The organism is Marinobacterium sp. YM272, assembly GCF_050908845.1.
In the GTDB taxonomy this organism is placed as follows: Bacteria; Pseudomonadota; Gammaproteobacteria; order Pseudomonadales; family Balneatricaceae; genus Marinobacterium_D.
The window spans coordinates 4,391,525-4,407,523 of record NZ_CP194171.1; the positions used below are offsets into that span (position 1 = coordinate 4,391,525).

General features: G+C 60.0%; 17 protein-coding genes and 5 tRNA genes. 16 read left to right on the top strand and 6 right to left on the bottom strand.

The features are described 5' to 3' along the window. Positions 1 to 4 precede the first annotated feature (4 nt). The 5 genes from ACQUQP_RS19720 to ACQUQP_RS19740 all read left to right on the top strand — a co-directional run bounded on the left by ACQUQP_RS19720 (position 5) and on the right by ACQUQP_RS19740 (position 3,802). Entirely contained in the window at positions 5 to 505 is a 501-nt protein-coding gene (locus ACQUQP_RS19720; RefSeq protein ID WP_432696735.1) for a DoxX family protein, read from the top strand. A gap of 100 nt (positions 506 to 605) precedes the next feature. Continuing rightward, positions 606 to 1,502 (top strand): DMT family transporter, encoded by an 897-nt coding sequence (locus ACQUQP_RS19725; RefSeq protein WP_432696736.1) that lies wholly within the window; start codon positions 606 to 608, stop codon positions 1,500 to 1,502. Positions 1,503 to 1,612: 110 nt separating this feature from the next. After that, positions 1,613 to 2,107 (top strand): SixA phosphatase family protein, encoded by a 495-nt coding sequence (locus ACQUQP_RS19730; RefSeq protein WP_432696737.1) that lies wholly within the window; start codon positions 1,613 to 1,615, stop codon positions 2,105 to 2,107. A 103-nt stretch (positions 2,108 to 2,210) separates the two neighbouring features. Beyond that, complete coding sequence (locus ACQUQP_RS19735) at positions 2,211 to 3,167, top strand: AEC family transporter (RefSeq protein ID WP_432696738.1); 957 nt, start codon at positions 2,211 to 2,213, stop codon at positions 3,165 to 3,167. A gap of 23 nt (positions 3,168 to 3,190) precedes the next feature. Beyond that, on the top strand, positions 3,191 to 3,802 hold the full coding sequence (locus tag ACQUQP_RS19740; protein ID WP_432696739.1) for a hypothetical protein: 612 nt from the start codon (positions 3,191 to 3,193) through the stop codon (positions 3,800 to 3,802). Positions 3,803 to 3,830: 28 nt separating this feature from the next. Here the strand turns inward: ACQUQP_RS19740 and ACQUQP_RS19745 are convergent, their stop codons facing one another. Genes ACQUQP_RS19745 through hemA form a run of 5 tightly spaced genes read right to left on the bottom strand, consistent with a single transcriptional unit; the run spans position 3,831 to position 8,296 of the window. Then, positions 3,831 to 4,235, bottom strand: a complete 405-nt coding sequence (locus ACQUQP_RS19745) for a CoA-binding protein (RefSeq protein ID WP_432696740.1) — start codon at positions 4,233 to 4,235, stop codon at positions 3,831 to 3,833. 31 nt (positions 4,236 to 4,266) lie between these two features. After that, positions 4,267 to 5,016: a molybdopterin-synthase adenylyltransferase MoeB gene (locus ACQUQP_RS19750; RefSeq protein ID WP_432696741.1), complete on the bottom strand. Its 750-nt coding sequence runs from the start codon at positions 5,014 to 5,016 to the stop codon at positions 4,267 to 4,269. A gap of 55 nt (positions 5,017 to 5,071) precedes the next feature. Then, the gene (gene prmC, locus ACQUQP_RS19755) at positions 5,072 to 5,920 is read right to left on the bottom strand and encodes a peptide chain release factor N(5)-glutamine methyltransferase (RefSeq protein ID WP_432696742.1); all 849 of its coding nucleotides are present in this window, start codon (positions 5,918 to 5,920) and stop codon (positions 5,072 to 5,074) included. Between the two features lie 2 nt (positions 5,921 to 5,922). After that, entirely contained in the window at positions 5,923 to 7,011 is a 1,089-nt protein-coding gene (gene prfA, locus ACQUQP_RS19760; RefSeq protein WP_432696743.1) for a peptide chain release factor 1, read from the bottom strand. Positions 7,012 to 7,024: 13 nt separating this feature from the next. Beyond that, a complete protein-coding gene (hemA, locus tag ACQUQP_RS19765; RefSeq protein ID WP_432696744.1) occupies positions 7,025 to 8,296 on the bottom strand; it encodes a glutamyl-tRNA reductase in 1,272 nt (423 codons plus the stop codon). Positions 8,297 to 8,529: 233 nt separating this feature from the next. Between hemA and ACQUQP_RS19770 the strand changes: the two genes are divergently transcribed. The 7 genes from ACQUQP_RS19770 (at position 8,530) to ychF (ending at position 14,505) form a co-directional block, all read left to right on the top strand. After that, positions 8,530 to 10,251 carry a tetratricopeptide repeat protein gene (locus ACQUQP_RS19770; RefSeq protein WP_432696745.1) on the top strand — a complete coding sequence of 574 codons (1,722 nt, stop codon included), beginning with the start codon at positions 8,530 to 8,532 and terminating at the stop codon, positions 10,249 to 10,251. After that, positions 10,248 to 10,811, top strand: a complete 564-nt coding sequence (gene lolB, locus ACQUQP_RS19775) for a lipoprotein insertase outer membrane protein LolB (RefSeq protein ID WP_432696746.1) — start codon at positions 10,248 to 10,250, stop codon at positions 10,809 to 10,811. Before ACQUQP_RS19770 ends, lolB begins: the two co-directional genes overlap by 4 nt. Before the next feature lie 117 nt (positions 10,812 to 10,928). Beyond that, positions 10,929 to 11,003 (top strand) — tRNA-Gln (locus ACQUQP_RS19780). A gap of 76 nt (positions 11,004 to 11,079) precedes the next feature. Further along, positions 11,080 to 12,021 carry a ribose-phosphate pyrophosphokinase gene (locus ACQUQP_RS19785; protein ID WP_432696747.1) on the top strand — a complete coding sequence of 314 codons (942 nt, stop codon included), beginning with the start codon at positions 11,080 to 11,082 and terminating at the stop codon, positions 12,019 to 12,021. Between the two features lie 120 nt (positions 12,022 to 12,141). Beyond that, on the top strand, positions 12,142 to 12,726 hold the full coding sequence (locus ACQUQP_RS19790) for a 50S ribosomal protein L25/general stress protein Ctc (protein ID WP_432696748.1): 585 nt from the start codon (positions 12,142 to 12,144) through the stop codon (positions 12,724 to 12,726). A 21-nt stretch (positions 12,727 to 12,747) separates the two neighbouring features. Next, positions 12,748 to 13,341 (top strand): aminoacyl-tRNA hydrolase, encoded by a 594-nt coding sequence (gene pth / locus ACQUQP_RS19795; RefSeq protein WP_432696749.1) that lies wholly within the window; start codon positions 12,748 to 12,750, stop codon positions 13,339 to 13,341. Between the two features lie 72 nt (positions 13,342 to 13,413). Then, positions 13,414 to 14,505, top strand: a complete 1,092-nt coding sequence (gene ychF / locus ACQUQP_RS19800) for a redox-regulated ATPase YchF (RefSeq protein ID WP_432696750.1) — start codon at positions 13,414 to 13,416, stop codon at positions 14,503 to 14,505. A gap of 70 nt (positions 14,506 to 14,575) precedes the next feature. Here the strand turns inward: ychF and ACQUQP_RS19805 are convergent, their stop codons facing one another. Further along, positions 14,576 to 15,373 carry a tetratricopeptide repeat protein gene (locus ACQUQP_RS19805; RefSeq protein WP_432696751.1) on the bottom strand — a complete coding sequence of 266 codons (798 nt, stop codon included), beginning with the start codon at positions 15,371 to 15,373 and terminating at the stop codon, positions 14,576 to 14,578. A 197-nt stretch (positions 15,374 to 15,570) separates the two neighbouring features. On the opposite strand from ACQUQP_RS19805, the gene ACQUQP_RS19810 reads away from it, so the two are divergent. The 4 genes from ACQUQP_RS19810 (at position 15,571) to ACQUQP_RS19825 (ending at position 15,925) form a co-directional block, all read left to right on the top strand. After that, positions 15,571 to 15,647: transfer RNA gene (locus ACQUQP_RS19810), tRNA-Met, on the top strand. A 17-nt stretch (positions 15,648 to 15,664) separates the two neighbouring features. Continuing rightward, a tRNA-Gln gene (locus ACQUQP_RS19815) sits at positions 15,665 to 15,739 on the top strand. A 12-nt stretch (positions 15,740 to 15,751) separates the two neighbouring features. Further along, positions 15,752 to 15,828: transfer RNA gene (locus ACQUQP_RS19820), tRNA-Met, on the top strand. 22 nt (positions 15,829 to 15,850) lie between these two features. Next, a tRNA-Gln gene (locus tag ACQUQP_RS19825) sits at positions 15,851 to 15,925 on the top strand. Positions 15,926 to 15,999 lie beyond the last annotated feature (74 nt).

A 15,999-nucleotide genomic window follows, 5' to 3' on the forward strand; every position in this document is an offset into this window, starting at 1 on the left:
CGCCATGAACCGTTCAGCCTGCAACCCGCTTATCCAGGGGATCGTTAAAGCCAACGCACTGTTGGGCCGTATTCCTGAAAACCTGGTTCAGTTAGTGGCGCGTTTTTCCCTTGCAGCCATTTTCTGGATCTCGGGACAGACCAAGATCGAGGGTTTCGCGCTCAATATTATCGACGGTCGCTTCGAACTGGGCTGGCCGCACTTCGCCGGCTCGACACTCTATCTGTTTCGTGAGGAGTACGCCCTGCCGCTGATTCCGGTGGAGCTGGCGGCAACCCTTGCCACCACCGCCGAGCACCTGTTCCCGGTACTGCTGTTGCTGGGTCTGGCCACCCGCTTCTCGGCACTGGCGCTACTGATCATGACACTGACAATCCAGCTGTTTGTTTATCCCGGCGCCTACCCGACCCACGGTATCTGGGCCACCGCACTGCTGTTCCTGATGATGCGCGGTGCTGGTACCCTGTCCCTCGACTACTGGTTAACGCGCCGCTGCGGGAGATAAGTCCAAGCCTCCCAGGCGCTCAACCTCCATGCTCACCCCGGGGCCGCATTATCGATGCGGTCCTTTTGATTTTGAGCGCTAACCGGGAAAGGATACTCCGTTGCTGATTCCTGCTGCTTACCTCACCGTGGTGATTATCTGGTCCACCTCTCCGCTGACCATCGCCTGGAGCGGTGAAACCGTGGACCCGATCATCGCTGCCGGCCTGAGAATGGCACTTGCCGCCACCGCCGGACTGCTGCTGCTCGCCGTGCGCCGCGTTGCACTGCCACTGCATGCAAAGGCATTGCGCTCTTACGCCTGTGCCACCCTGGGCGTTTATGGCGCCATGTGCAGCGTTTACCTGGCCGCGCGCTATGTCCCCTCCGGACTGATTTCGGTACTTTTTGGTCTCGCCCCGATACTCTCGGCCCTGTTTGCCCGGGTGTTGTTTCGCAGCGAGCAGTTCCCGCTCTACCGCTGGCTCGCCTGTGCCTTGGCCCTGGCGGGACTGGCGGTGATCTTCATGGACGATGTGGCACTGGGTCCCGGCAGTCTGCCCGGTATTCTGCTGCTGGTTCTCGGTGTCAGCCTGTTCAGTGTCAGTGGAGTACTGGTCAAGCAACTGCGCGCCCAGCTCGACCCGCTGGCTCAGACCGTCGGGGCACTGATCCTGTCGATCCCCTGCTATCTGGTGACCTGGCTGTTGATTGGCGGCGACTGGCAGCCACTGGATCCCGCCTCCCGCTCCTTCTGGTCGATCATCTACCTCGCGCTGATCGGCTCGCTGCTGGGGTTTGTCTCCTACTTCTTCGTCCTCAAGCACCTGAGCGCCAGCACCGTGGCCCTGGTCACCCTGATTACACCGGTATTTGCCCTGCTGCTCGGTCACCTGCTTAACGATGAGCCCCTGAGCGAGCAGCTTTACCTGGGCTCGGCGCTGGTGCTGGCCGGACTGGGCCTGTTCTTTTTCGGCGGTTCCCTGACATCTTTCAGACGCCTGGGCTCAACGCGCTGAATTGCCTTTCCCGGCATCGGGGTCAATACTGATCTGAAATCTATGAGCAAGTACCTTGTAAGGCTTGTTCATAGCCCCCCCCTGGGCCCTGCCTTCCCGGAGTGTGCAGCATGAAGCAGTTAATTCTGATCCGTCACGCCAAATCGAGCTGGGAACATACACACCTGGCGGATTTCGACCGGCCGCTTAACCCACGCGGGCAGCGAGACCTGCCCGCCATGGCGGAGCGTGTTCGCACCAGGGAGCTGATTCCCGACCGGCTGCTATACAGCAGTGCCCTGCGTACCACGCTCACCGCCTGGGAACTGAAATCAGCACTGAACCTGCCAGAATCGCACTGCCAGGATGTGCCGGAGATGTACCAAGCCTGCTGGGAAACCCTGCTCAACCTGCTGCAGGGACAACCGGACTCCAGCAACTGCCTGATGCTTGTCGGTCACAACCCGGGCATCGCCGATTTGGGCGCCTGCCTCAGTGGCACAGCGCCACAGCACTTTCCCACCGCCTGTGTACAGCATTTGATCCTGAACGTTCTGAGCTGGAGTGAGCTGGCCGAGAGCTGCGGCACGACCCAGTGGTTCGATTACCCCAAGCTTCACCGCTAAGAACAGCTCGCCACTGTTGACGCCGCTGCCAGAGGTGCACTGATACGCAAGGGCCGATTCAGGTACACTAGCGTCCCGTCTCTCTGCACCTAAGGGATTAGCGTTGGAACTCTACCTGCAAACACTCGCCTTCACCGGCAATATCGTCGCCCCCATCTTCCTGATCATGTTTATCGGCTATTTCCTGGTCCGGATGGGAGTCTTCAACGAGAACTTCGTCAACGTGGGCTCCCGCTTCGTTTTCACGGTGACCCTGCCGACGCTGGTGTTCCTCTCCATCGCCCGGATGGATTATCACGCCACCTTCAACCCGGCGATGCTGCTGTTCGTCCTTGTCGCCACGCTAATCTCCTTCGGCCTGATCTGGTGGCTGGGTAAACGCTGGATCGACTCGCCGGAGGATCTGGCCTCGTTTATCCAGGGCGCCTTTCGCAGCAACTACGGCATCATCGGCCTGGCGGTCAGCTTCAACCTCTTCGGTCAGGCGGGGCTTGCCGAAGCTTCGCTGATACTGGCGCTGGTGATACCCATGTATAACGTGCTGGCGATCATCTGCCTGACGGTCCCGCTGCAGAAAAGCGGCGGCATGGATGTAATGAAAACGGCTTACCAGATCATCCGCAACCCGCTGATTATCGCGGTTATTATCGCCCTGCCATTCTCCTATTTCGGCCTGGAGCTGCCGCATATCGCCGAGCGCACGGCGCGCTATTTTGCCGATATCACCCTGCCACTGGCGCTACTGACGATCGGCGGCTCGCTCAATATGAAGAGCCTGCGAAGCACCTCCAGTACCGCATTCTGGGCAACGCTGACCAAACTGGTACTGCTGCCGCTGATTCTGGTGCCGCTGGCCTGGCTGTTCGGCTTCTCCGGGCAGGATATGGTAATGATGATGGTGCTGTTCGGCTGTCCCAGCGCGGCCGCCGGCTTTGTGATGGCCAAAGCGATGGGCGCCAACGCCCAGCTGGCCGCCAACATTATCCTGACCACCACCCTGGGCTCTGTGGTCACACTGAGTACCGGTATCTTTATCGTCCGTTTTATCGGCATCATCTGATACCTGAAAACTGAGACTCCGACATGCTCAAGCTGTTTAAAGATGCACGGACAGCCAAACTGGTTAATGCGCTGCGCAGTGGTGACAGGGAAACACTGAACCGGCTGGCGAAGAAGTTCACGCCGGAGCAGCTGACACAGCCGCTGACGGATAATCTGAATGCGCTGGAGATCGCTCTGCAAGCGGGGCAACCGGCCGCGCTGCTTTGGGTGATAGAGCAGCTGCCAGAGCATTCACAGCGGGATAGGGATCAGGTCCCCTACCTGCTGCGCTCACTGCAGCACGAGAGTGAAAGCCTGGCACTGATCACCGCCCTGCTGCAGGCCGGCTTCGACGCCAGCATCAGCCATGACGAGCGCAGCCTGCTGGAGTGGTGTTTCGAACATTGCGAGCCGCAGACACTGATGCTGCATCTGAGCCGTCTGACCCAGCACGGTGCGACACTGGAGAACACAGAAGTGCTTGTTATCCGGGCGCTGGAGCGTGAAGACCAGGCCTGCGTCAACTATCTGATCAGCTCCGGCGCGCCGCTTCCAGCAGAACTCGACCAGGTGCAGTGCAGCGACGCTCTGCGCAGTTACGCCCGTCGCTGTGCCGATGACAAAAAGATCCGCGAGATGATGCTGGGGCGCTAAAGACCCAGCTCTGTAACACAAGACGCAGTCAGTGCCAGTCAATGGCGGGGCAGCGATCCATCACCACATCCAGACCAGCTTCACGGGCGCGTTCCGCCGCAGCTTCGTTAATCACCCCAAGCTGCATCCAGACCGCTTTCGCGCCAACGGCGATCGCTTCATCCACCACCGTGCCGGCATCCTCGGAGTTACGGAAGATATCCACCATATCGATGGGGCCGCTGATATCGGCAAGGCTGGCCACAACCGGGCAGCCCAGCAGGTTCTGTCCCGCCAGCCTGGGGTTCACCGGCACTACGCTGTAGCCGTGGCGCAGCAGGAATTCCATCACTCGATGACTGGCCCGGTGCGGTTTGTCGCTGGCACCCACCAGCGCAATCATACTGACTTCACGTTGCAAGCGTTCGATCAGCGCTTTTTCGTTACTACTCATGATCGCGATCCCTATCAGTTATCTGCCAGAGCTATTTTCCACTACAGACCGGACACTTTGGATCCCGGCGCAGTTTGAGGCTGCGCCACTCCATGCGGCGGGCATCGAGCATCAGCAGCTTGCCCACCAGCGGCTCGCCGATACCAGCCAACACCTTGAGCGCCTCGGCGGCCTGTGTCGCCCCCACTATACCGACCAGCGGGGCAAAGACGCCTGACTCAGAACAACTGAGCTCCTCGTCCTCGCCTTCAGCATAGAGGCACTGATAGCAGGGCGCGTCTTCGACGCGGGAATCAAACACACTGATCTGGCCATCGAATCGGATCGCCGCGCCTGAAACCAGCGGTGTGCCGGTCTCTACGCAGACCCGGTTGAGGGCAAAGCGGGTACTGAAATTATCGGAACAGTCGAGCACCAGATCCGCTGCCGCAACCTGCCGTGCCAGCGCATCGCCCTCCAGCCTCTCGGCCAGGGTATCGATACGGATCTCCGGGTTCAGCGCGCTCAGCGTCTGTTTCGCCGACTCGACTTTTGCCTCACCGACACGGTCGCTGGTATGAACGATCTGGCGTTGCAGGTTGGTCAGATCCACCTGGTCGTCGTCCACCAGCACCAGGTGCCCGACACCGGCGGACGCCAGGTAGATCGACGCCGGGCTGCCGAGACCGCCCAGACCGACGATCAGCACCCGGCTGTTGAGCCAGGCCTCCTGGCCGTCGATCTCCACTTCCGGCAGCATAATCTGGCGGCTGTATCTCAGCAGTTGTTGATCGGATAACACCTGTACGCTCCTGTTATTGTTTCTCGGCAGGGTTGTTTCTCAGCTGGATTGTCGCTCAGCCGGGCCAGCGTGCCCGGGTCACCCGTGGCTGACCGGCCAGATCCCGGATCAATCCGATATCGCTGTAGCCCAGGGATGACAGCAGTCGGGCGACACTCTGAGCCTGATTGTAGCCGTGTTCCAGCAGCAACCAGCCACCGGGCTTTAATTTTGTGCGGCACTGCTCGCCGATCAGGCGGATATCGGCCAGGCCGGACTCGCCGGCCACCAGCGCCGACAACGGCTCATAACGCACATCACCCTGACTCAGATGGGGATCATCCGCTTCGATATAGGGCGGATTGGAGACAATCATATCGAACTCGCCACTCAGCGGCTCACACCAGCTGCCGGTGACAACGTCCACGTTTTGCACGGCGTTGCGCGCCCGGTTGCGCTTTGCCAGCTCGGCCGCCGCCTCGACCCAGTCGCTGGCGATCACCTGCCAGTGGGGCCGTTCGCTGGCCAGGGCCAGGGCTATAGCGCCGGTGCCGGTACCCAGATCCGCCACCCGGAAAGGACCGTCGGGCAGCAGTTCCAGCGCCGCTTCCACCAGGGCTTCGGTATCACCGCGCGGGATCAGCGTGTCCGCCGTCACCTCCAGCGTAAGGGTCCAGAAATCGCGCAGGCCGGTCAGGTGCGCCACCGGCTCGCCGGCCACGCGGCGTTCCAGCAGCGCCATGAACGCGGTCTGCTGCGCATCGGTCAGCGTCCGCTCGGGCCAGGTAAACAGGTAGCTGCGGGGCTTATCCAGCAGATGACAGAGTAGCAGTTCGGTATCGAGACGGGCGCTGTCGGAATCGATCCTGGCAGCGCCCAGGGCGAGCGCTGCATCGATCGACAGAGGAGACAGGGGAGCGCTCATAATCAGCCCTCGGCCGAGAGCTCACCCAGCTGCTCCGCCTGGTGTTCCTGCAGCAGCGGAGCGATGACGGCGTCCAGGTCGCCCTGCATCACCTCACCGAGCTTGTACAGCGTCAGGTTGATACGGTGATCGGTAACCCGCCCCTGGGGGAAGTTGTAGGTACGGATCCGCTCGGAGCGGTCACCGGAGCCAACCAGACTCTTGCGGGTGCTGGCCTGGGCGGCGTTGTGCCTGTCCATCTCCGCCTGCTGCAGGCGCGATGCCAGCAGTCCCATCGCCTTGGCGCGGTTCTTGTGCTGGGAGCGTTCCTCCTGGCACTCCACCACCACACCGGTAGGAATATGGGTGATGCGGATCGCCGAGTCGGTTTTGTTGACGTGCTGACCACCAGCCCCGGAGGCGCGGAAGGTATCCACACGCAGATCGGCCTTGTTGATCTCGATGGCAGCGGCTTCGTCCATCTCCGGCATCACCGCCACGGTGCAGGCGGAGGTGTGAATACGGCCCTGGGATTCGGTCTCCGGCACACGCTGTACACGGTGGGCGCCGGATTCGAACTTCAGGCGCGAGTAGACCGCTTCGCCGGCCACCCGGGTGATGATCTCCTTGTAGCCGCCATGCTCGCCCTCGCTGGCGCTGATCACCTCCACGCGCCAGCCACATTCCTCGGCGTAACGCGAATACATGCGGAACAGGTCGCCGGCGAAGATCGCCGCCTCGTCGCCGCCGGTACCGGCGCGAATTTCAAGGAATACGTTGCGACCATCGTTGGGATCTTTCGGTAGCAGCAGAATCTCAAGCTCGCCTTCGAGGGATTCGCTCTGCTCCTTCGCTGCATCGATCTCCTCCTTCGCCATCTCGCGAAGATCGGGATCGGAGTCATCCAGCATCAGCTGCGCCTCGGCCAGATCCTCCTGGGCCTGGTTCCAGTCGCCAAACGCCTTCACCACCGGCTCAAGTTCCGAGTATTCGCGGGAGTAATCACGAAAACGGTTCTGATCGCTGATTACATCCGGCTCGCTGAGCAGCGCAGCCAGTTCCTCATAGCGCTCACTCAGCTTCTCGAGCTTGGTTTTAATCGAGTCTTTCATCTAACGGAGCCTGTCAGTTATCGCGCTCGGCGGGCGGACTGAGCTGGTAGAGTTCCTGGACCAGCCCCGCCAGATCGGTGCGCCCCTCGGAGGAGGCCTTGCGCAGCTGCACCGTGGGCTGGTGCAGCATCTTGTTGGTAATTCCCCGGGCCAGCTGTTGCAGCACCTGGGCGGGATCGCGTCCCTGGCCAAGCAGTTTCATCGCTTTCTCAAGCTCGCCATCGCAGATCGCCTGGCCCTGCTCGCGCAGCGCGGTGAGGGTATCCACCGCCTCGAGCTCGCGCAGGCGGCTCAGAAACGCATGGGCGCCGGCTTCGATAATCGCTTCGGCGTCAGCGGCGGCGGATTCGCGGTTACGCTGGTTTTCCTCGATCACCTCGGTCAGGTCATCGACGGTATACAGATAAACATCGTCCAGCTCCGCCACCTGGGGCTCGATATCCCGGGGCACGGCGATATCGACCATGAACATGGGACGGTGCTTGCGCTTTTTCAGCGCGGTTTCCACGGCGCCTTTGCCAAGAATCGGCAGCTGGCTGGCGGTGGAGGAGATCAGGATATCGGCCCTGGGCAGCGCATCCGGCATCGCCGACAGCTCGATCGCCTCGCCGCCGACCTCATCGGCCAGGGCATGGGCCCGCGCCAGGGTACGGTTGGCCACGGTGATGGAGCGCACGCCTGCCTGTTTCAGGTGACGCGCCACCAGCTCGATGGTCTCGCCGGCACCGATCAGCAGGGCATGACTTTCGCCCAGATCGGCAAAAATGTGCTCCGCCAGACTCACCGCCGCGTAAGCGACAGAAACGGGGTTCTGGCCGATAGCGGTTTCGGTGCGCACCTGCTTGGCGATGGAGAAGGTGTGCTGGAACAGGCGTCCCAGCTCGGCACCGACCATGCCGGCCTGCTGCGACACGCTGAACGCGTTCTTCAGCTGCCCAAGGATCTGCGGCTCGCCCAGCACCAGTGAGTCCAGCCCGCTGGCTACACGCATCATGTGGCGTACCGCCTCTTCATCGCGGTAGATATAGCTGCACTGTTCCAGCTCCGCCGGATCGAGGCCATGGTAACGGCCGATCCATTCGAGCACCGTGCGGATATCGGTCAGTTCCGTGGCGCAGTAGAGTTCGGTGCGGTTGCAGGTGGAGAGAATCGCCACCTCCTGCAGACTGGCGTGATCACGGGCGGCACTCATCGCCTCGCCAAGCTGCTCGGGGGCAAAAGACACCCGCTCCCGCACCTCGACCGGAGCCGTCTTGTGGTTGATCCCTAATGCCAGCAACGCCATATATAGAGGTTCGCACTACCCAATTTGAACAAGCGCGACATCATACACCTTTCACCGCCATGGATTAAGCCACCCTGGATCGGAACTCAGCCGGCAATACCGGGCAGAGAGCATTCAATCTGCCCGGCAAGGATCCTCACAGGGACGGTGATATGCTCATACCCGGGCGCAACTTTCCAACGCCGGCGCCTGTCCACTATAGTGACGCTTTAGCTTTAAGGATCAGAGCAGCAATGAGAACTACCGGGCTCGCACTATTGATCGGCACACTGCTACTCGGTGGCTGTGCCAGTGTTTCATCGCCGGGCGCCAGGGATGCCGACGCCGGCCTGAGCACCGATTACCAGCCGGGGCAACCGGTCTACACCCCGGGCGAGCTGAACCGGGAGTCGGTGTACGAGTTGCTCGCTGCAGAGGTCGCCGGCCAGCGCCAGGAGTTCAATACCGCGCTGGAGTTCTACCTGAGCCAGGCTGAAAAGACCCGCGATCCCGGGGTGGCCGAACGTGCTACCCGCATCGCCCAGTTCATGCGCAACCCGGAAGCGGTTCTCCAGGCCGCCAGCATCTGGTCGGAAGTGTCCCCGGATCCGCAGGAACCGGACCATATCCGCGCCAACATTCTGATCAGCGAGCAGCGCTTCGATGAAGCCCTGCCCGTGCTGGAAAGCATTCTCGATGATGGCAGTACCGAAGCAGTACTGATGCTGGGCAGCAAAAGCCAGCAGCTGTCCGCAGCGTCCGCCCAACGCTATGAAGCCCTGCTCGCCAGGTACTCCGCCAACGAACCCGAGCGCCTGGACCTGCTGCTGACCCGTGCTCTGCTGAAACGTCGCAGTGGCGATGTAGACGGTGCGCTTGCGCTGATCGATGAGGGACTGGCAATCGAACCGGACCAGCCCGACCTGCTGCTGCAGAAGATCGATATCTACCGCACCCGCGGCGAATACGACCGCGCCCTGGCGCTGACCGAGCAGGCACTGCGGGCTAGCCCCGATCAGGAACAGCTTCAGCTCCAGAAGGCACAGCTGCTGATCGCGAGCGACCCGGCAACCGCCATTGACCTGATCAACGAGCTGATCAGCCGCCATCCTGACGACGCCCAGATGCACTATTACTTCGCTCTGCTGACCCTGGAACATGAGCAGTACGAAGCGAGCCGCAACATTCTGACCGATATGGCCGGGCGGGACCCGCACAACAGCAATCTGAATTTCTATCTCGGCGTCATCGATGAGGCTACTGGCAACGGTGAAAACGCACTCACCCGCTACCTGTCGGTAAGCGACGGTCCGAACCTGCAACAGGCCTACACCCGCGCCGTTGGCCTGTTCGATACGCCGGAACAGGCCAACGAGGTAAAGCAGATCATCGATCAGGGGATCCAGCGCCACCCGGCGATAACCAACCGCCTGCGCCTGACCCAGGCGGACTGGCTGCAGCAGCAGGGGCTGGAATCCGAGGCGCTTGAGATCGTTACCAATGCACTCAAATGCGACCCGGCCGATGTGGGCCTGCTGTACACCCACGCACTGCTGGTGGAAGACCAGGACCCCGAGCGAATGCTGTCAGACCTGGAAACGGCCATCGCCCTTGAGCCTGACAACGGCATGCTGCAGAACGCGCTGGGCTACTCGCTGACCCTGTATACCGAGGATTACGAACGTGCTCACGACCTGATCTCCCGGGCATTGGAACAGCACCCCAACGATGCCGCCGTGCTTGATTCCATGGGCTGGGTGCTGCTCAAACTCGACCGCGACCGTGAAGCGCTGAACTTTCTGCGCCGCGCCTACGACGCGTCCGGCGATCCCGAGGTAGCCAGCCACCTGATCGAGGCGCTGTGGAAAGTGGGTGAAAAAGACGCGGCGCGTGAGCTGCTGCAGAAAAACCTGGAAGCCGCACCCGACAGCGATCACCTTAAACAGGTGGCCGACAAACTCGGAGCCAGCCAGTGAAACGGTTTCTGCTGCTCTCCATCGCCCTGTTGCTCTCGGCCTGCTCCTCGCTAAAGGGACCGACACAGCCCCCTGAAGAGGAACTCCGTGGCAGCCTCGATAACAGCTGGCAGTTCTCCGGCAGAGCCGGCATCCGCCAGGGCAACAGCGCAGATTCGGCATCGATCGACTGGTCGCAGCAGGATGACGCCTTCGAGATCCGCCTAAGCGGTCCGCTGGGTCAGGGCGGCGCCCTGATCAGCGGTAATGACAGCCGCGTTGAGATGCGCGTTGCCGGCGAGGATGAACTTTACCGCGGCAGCAGCCCGGAAGAGGTGATGTACCAGGCGCTGGGCTGGTATCTTCCGGTCAGCCAGGCACGTTACTGGGTTCAGGGACGCCCCGCACCGGGTTATGACTACACCGTCCTGCCCACCCAGCCCGGCTTCGAGCAGCTCGGCTGGCGCGTCGAAATTCAGCGTCTGACCCCCGTCACACCCTCGCTGACACTGCCGGGCAAACTGGAGTTCAGCTACAATGATCTGAGTGTCAAACTGGTGATTCGCACCTGGCAACCCTGATTAAATCACCTGTTCGCCGATTCCCTGCGTTCAATTTCCCTAACGGGGGTTGATTTTCCCAACCTGTTTGCCGAAAATACGCGCCTTCTTGGATCGGCGGTGTGCCGCCATGAATACAGGGGTATCGCCAAGCGGTAAGGCACTGGATTCTGATTCCAGTATGCGCAGGTTCGAATCCTGCTACCCCTGCCAAATAAAGTTATCGATGACTGACTCCCTTTCAGCGACTTCGTCCGCCAACCCAGACTCAACCAAAAAGGTACGCGCCGTGTCTAAAATGATGGTTTTCACCGGCAACGCTAACCCTGCGCTGGCGCAGAAAGTGGTCGAGCGGCTGGACATCCCGCTGGGCAAGGCCAATGTCACCCGCTTCAGCGATGGCGAAGTCAGTGTCGAAATCCAGGAGAACGTGCGTGGCAAGGATGTTTTCATCATCCAGTCCACCTGCGCACCGACCAACGACAACCTGATGGAACTGATCGTGTTTGCTGACGCCATCCGCCGTGCATCGGCGACCCGTGTCACCGCGGTCATCCCCTACTTCGGTTACGCCCGCCAGGATCGCCGTCCGCGTTCCGCCCGTGTACCGATCAGCGCCAAGGTCGTTGCCAGCATGATCTCCAACGTCGGTATCGACCGCGTGATGACGGTCGACCTGCACGCCGACCAGATTCAGGGCTTCTTCGATATCCCGGTAGATAACGTTTACGGCTCGCCGGTACTGCTCGACGACATTCTCGACCAGACCTACGACTACCCGATCGTTGTCTCCCCTGACGTGGGCGGTGTAGTCCGTGCCCGCGCTGTCGCCAAGCAGCTCGACTGCGACCTGGCGATCATCGACAAGCGTCGCGAGAAAGCCAACGAAGCCCAGGTGATGAACATCATCGGTGACGTTTCCGGCCGTACCTGCATCCTGGTCGATGACATGTGCGATACCGCCGGTACCCTGTGCAAAGCCGCCAAGGCACTGAAAGACAAGGGCGCGTCCCGCGTGGTTTCCTATGTGACCCACCCGGTACTGTCTGGCCCTGCGATCAGCAATATTGCGAATTCAGAGTTGGATGAGCTGGTTGTGACCGACACCATCCCGCTCTCCGATGCTGCAGCGAATTGCGAAAAGATTCGCCAGCTGACCCTGGCTCCCATGCTTGCCGAAGCGGTTCGCCGCGTCTGCAACGAGGAGTCAATTAGCGCCATGTTTCGCTAAGCGATTCAGGCCTGAAAGTACCGGATACGTCCGGTACATACGTACCCGAAAGGGCTAATAAATACTGCACGCTTCTGGTCGCGGAAGCCTGCAGTTTTTATCTATTTAAAGGTAAACAAAATGTCTAACATTGTAATCAACTCCCAGACCCGTAACGATCAGGGGAAAGGTGCGAGCCGCCGCCTGCGTCGCGAAGGTCAGATCCCGGGCATCCTGTACGGAAGCGGTGAGCCGGTATCCCTGTCTGTCAACGCTAACGAGCTGTACAAGGCTGAGCTGCTGGAAGGCTTCTTCTCCTCCAAGCTCGCCCTGAACGTTGATGGCCAGGAAACTACTGTCATCATCAAGGACCTGCAGCGTCACCCGTTCAAGCCGCTGATCCTGCACGCTGACTTCCAGCGCGTTGATGACAGCAAGAAGATCAAGATCCAGGTTCCGCTGAACTTCGTCAACTTCGGTCGTTCTGCAGCTGCCAAGGCTTCTGCCAAGTTCGCCGTTGAAGCTCAGACCGTCGAAATCCTGTGTCTGCCGACTGCTCTGCCGGAAGCTCTGGACGTTGATCTGTCCAACATCGAACTGGGCCAGATCGCTCACCTTTCCGACATCACCCTGCCGGAAGGTGTTGAGATCGTCGCTCTGCGTCGCGGTGAAGACCACGACCAGGGTATCGGTTACTGCTACTCTCCGCGTGGCGCTAAGAAGTAATCGTAGGTTGTTCGTATCGGCATGAATGACACTATCTCTCTGATCGTCGGCCTGGGTAACCCCGGGCCCAAGTATGAGCAGACCCGTCATAATGCCGGTGCTGAGCTGGTGGAGCAGCTTGCTGCCCACCAGCGCACTACCCTGCAGCCCGAAGCGAAGTACAAGGGGCTGTACGGCAAGATTCTGATTGAAGGTCAGCCGGTACATCTGCTGATACCGACCACCTTCATGAACCTGAGCGGACAGTCTGTCGCCGCCCTCGCCAATTTTTTCAAGATCCCGGTCAGCGCCATTCTGGTCGCTCACGACGAGCTCGATATCGCACCAGGCACCGCGCGCCTGAAAAAAGGCGGTGGCCACGGCGGTCACAACGGTCTGCGCAGCATTATCAGCCTGATGGGCAACAACCGTGACTTTTACCGGTTACGCCTGGGTATCGGCCATCCGGGACACGCCAGCCAGGTGTCCGATTTCGTACTCAGCAAGGCACCGCAGAAAGAGCGCGAACTGACCCAGGCTGCAATCGACGAGGCACTGCGCCAATTGCCGCTGGCTATCAAGGGTGACTGGCCCCGCGCCATGAACCACCTGCATAGTTTTAATGCGAACGCCTAAGTAGATTTAGTGCAAACGCCTGAATAGTTTAACGCGAGCGCCTGACCCCAGGCCCCAAACAGGATTTTCATCATGGGATTCAAATGCGGCATCGTAGGCCTGCCAAACGTCGGTAAGTCCACACTGTTCAACGCCCTGACCAAGTCTGGCATCGCGGCGGAAAACTTCCCGTTCTGCACCATCGAGCCCAACTCAGGCATCGTTCCCATGCCGGATCCACGTCTCGATGCGCTGTCTGCCATCGTAAAGCCGGAGCGCGTGGTACCCACCACCATGGAGTTCGTTGATATCGCAGGTCTGGTGGCCGGCGCTTCCAAGGGTGAAGGTCTGGGCAACAAGTTCCTGGCCAACATCCGCGAAACCGATGCCATCGCCCACGTTGTGCGCTGCTTCGAAGATGACAACGTTATCCACGTGGCCAACCGCATCCACCCGCTGGAAGATATCGAAACTATCAACCTGGAGCTGGCACTGGCGGACCTGGAGTCCTGCGAGAAGCAGCTGCAGCGCGTTCAGCGCAGCGCCAAGGGTGGCGACAAGGAATCGATCGCAGCCAAGGCGGTGCTTGAAAAGCTGATCCCGCACCTGGAAGAGGGCCAGCCGGTTCGCTCCCTGGAGCTGTCCGAAGAGGACCAGAAGCTGCTGCCAAGCTTCCACCTGCTGACCACCAAGCCGACCATGTACATCGCCAACGTGGCCGAAGACGGTTTCGAGAACAACCCCTGGCTGGACCAGGTGCGTGAACTGGCCGCCAACGAAAACGCCAGCGTCGTACCGGTCTGCAACAAGCTGGAAGCGGAAATCGCCGAGCTTGAAGATGAAGAAAAGAGCATGTTCCTCGAAGAGATGGGCATGGAAGAGCCGGGCCTGGACCGTGTTATCCGCGCCGGATACTCCCTGCTGGGTCTGCAGACCTACTTCACCGCCGGTGTGAAGGAAGTGCGCGCCTGGACCGTAAAGGTTGGCGCTACCGCTCCGCAGGCGGCTGGTGTTATCCACACCGACTTCGAGAAAGGCTTCATCCGCGCCGAAGTGGTCAGCTACGATGACTTCATCGAGTACAAGGGTGAGCAGGGGGCGAAAGACGCCGGTAAATGGCGCCTGGAAGGCAAGGAATACATCGTCAAAGATGGCGACGTAGTCCACTTCCGCTTCAACGTCTGATCCTCGCGATCGATACAGAAGAGCCAGCCAGAGTGCTGGCTTTTTCATGCCCGTTTTCTACGCGCGCCTCCTACTGCATTTCGCGGAGTGCGCGTTTGGCGGACACATGGCCCTGAGCGGCAGCCTGCTTCAGCCAGTGCTTGGCCTGATCGCTATCCTGCTCCAGCCCCACACCGGTCATCAACATAACGCCCAGCGCATACTGGGAGCCGGCATCACCAAGTTCCGCGGCCCGTTCAAACAGCTGCGCCGCACGGGACAGGTCTTTTTCCACGTGGACTCCGGACTCGTAGATCCAGGCAAGGCGGTTCATCGCCGCCGTATCGCCCTGCTCTGCCAGCTGCGTCAGCAAGGCGACCGCCTCGGCCGATTCGTCTTCCAGCAGCAAAGACTCGACCTTCTGCATGCCACTGCTTTCAGAGCTTTCGTCAGTCAGCCCCTTCAGCAACGCAGCCGCATCCTTATCACCGTCCAGTGCCGCTCTGGATAACCAGTAACGCGCTTCATCGGTATTTGTCGCCATGCGTGGATCTCTCAAATAAAGAAGTCCAAGTCGATAGGCCGCCGAGCGGCTGCCTGCCTTAGCTGCCTCGCTGTAATAGCTCAGCGCCTGCTCCAGATCCTCAGTCACGCCCAGGCCGTCATCGTAGAGGATCCCCAGATTAAAAAGCGCCTCGGCACGCGCGCTGCCATCGATGCTCTGCCACATCAAGCGCGCGGTCTCGTAGTTCGCCATCTTGAACTCGGCATAGGCTTTGAATAGCTGCACGGATGGCTGGGCCGAGTAAAAGTCATCCGGTAACTGAGTGTCACTGCCCGCCTGAACCAGGCGCACGACACAAAAAGCCAGTAAAGGCCAGGTACGCACCACGGCACATCTCCTTATTTTTATTATTGAGAGCATTGAAGTCCGCCAGTGTCCGGGCGGCAATACCACCTTGGTATCCCTACTTTCCCGGTGGATTCGGTGAGAGGAGCCAAGTCTATAAAAACAACCAGTTTTTTGTCGGCTTTGAGTGTTGACAGGCAACCAGAAAAAGAGAATAATTCGCGCCTCTAAAGCGTGGCAATATAGCTCAGTTGGTTAGAGCATCGCATTCATAATGCGAGGGTCGCAGGTTCGAGTCCCGCTATTGCCACCATTTAGACTTTGATATTTAGGGGTATAGCCAAGCGGTAAGGCAACGGGTTTTGATCCCGTCATGCGCAGGTTCGAATCCTGCTACCCCTGCCATATTTTGAGTGTGGCAATATAGCTCAGTTGGTTAGAGCATCGCATTCATAATGCGAGGGTCGCAGGTTCGAGTCCCGCTATTGCCACCATTCAAAGTCTGCATCACATCGTAGGGGTATCGCCAAGCGGTAAGGCACTGGATTCTGATTCCAGTATGCGCAGGTTCGAATCCTGCTACCCCTGCCACACTCCTTCTGTTTCAGCTTCTTTACATCGACCATCAACGGTGAATATCCCCGCTGACAGTCTGGTTTCGTCAC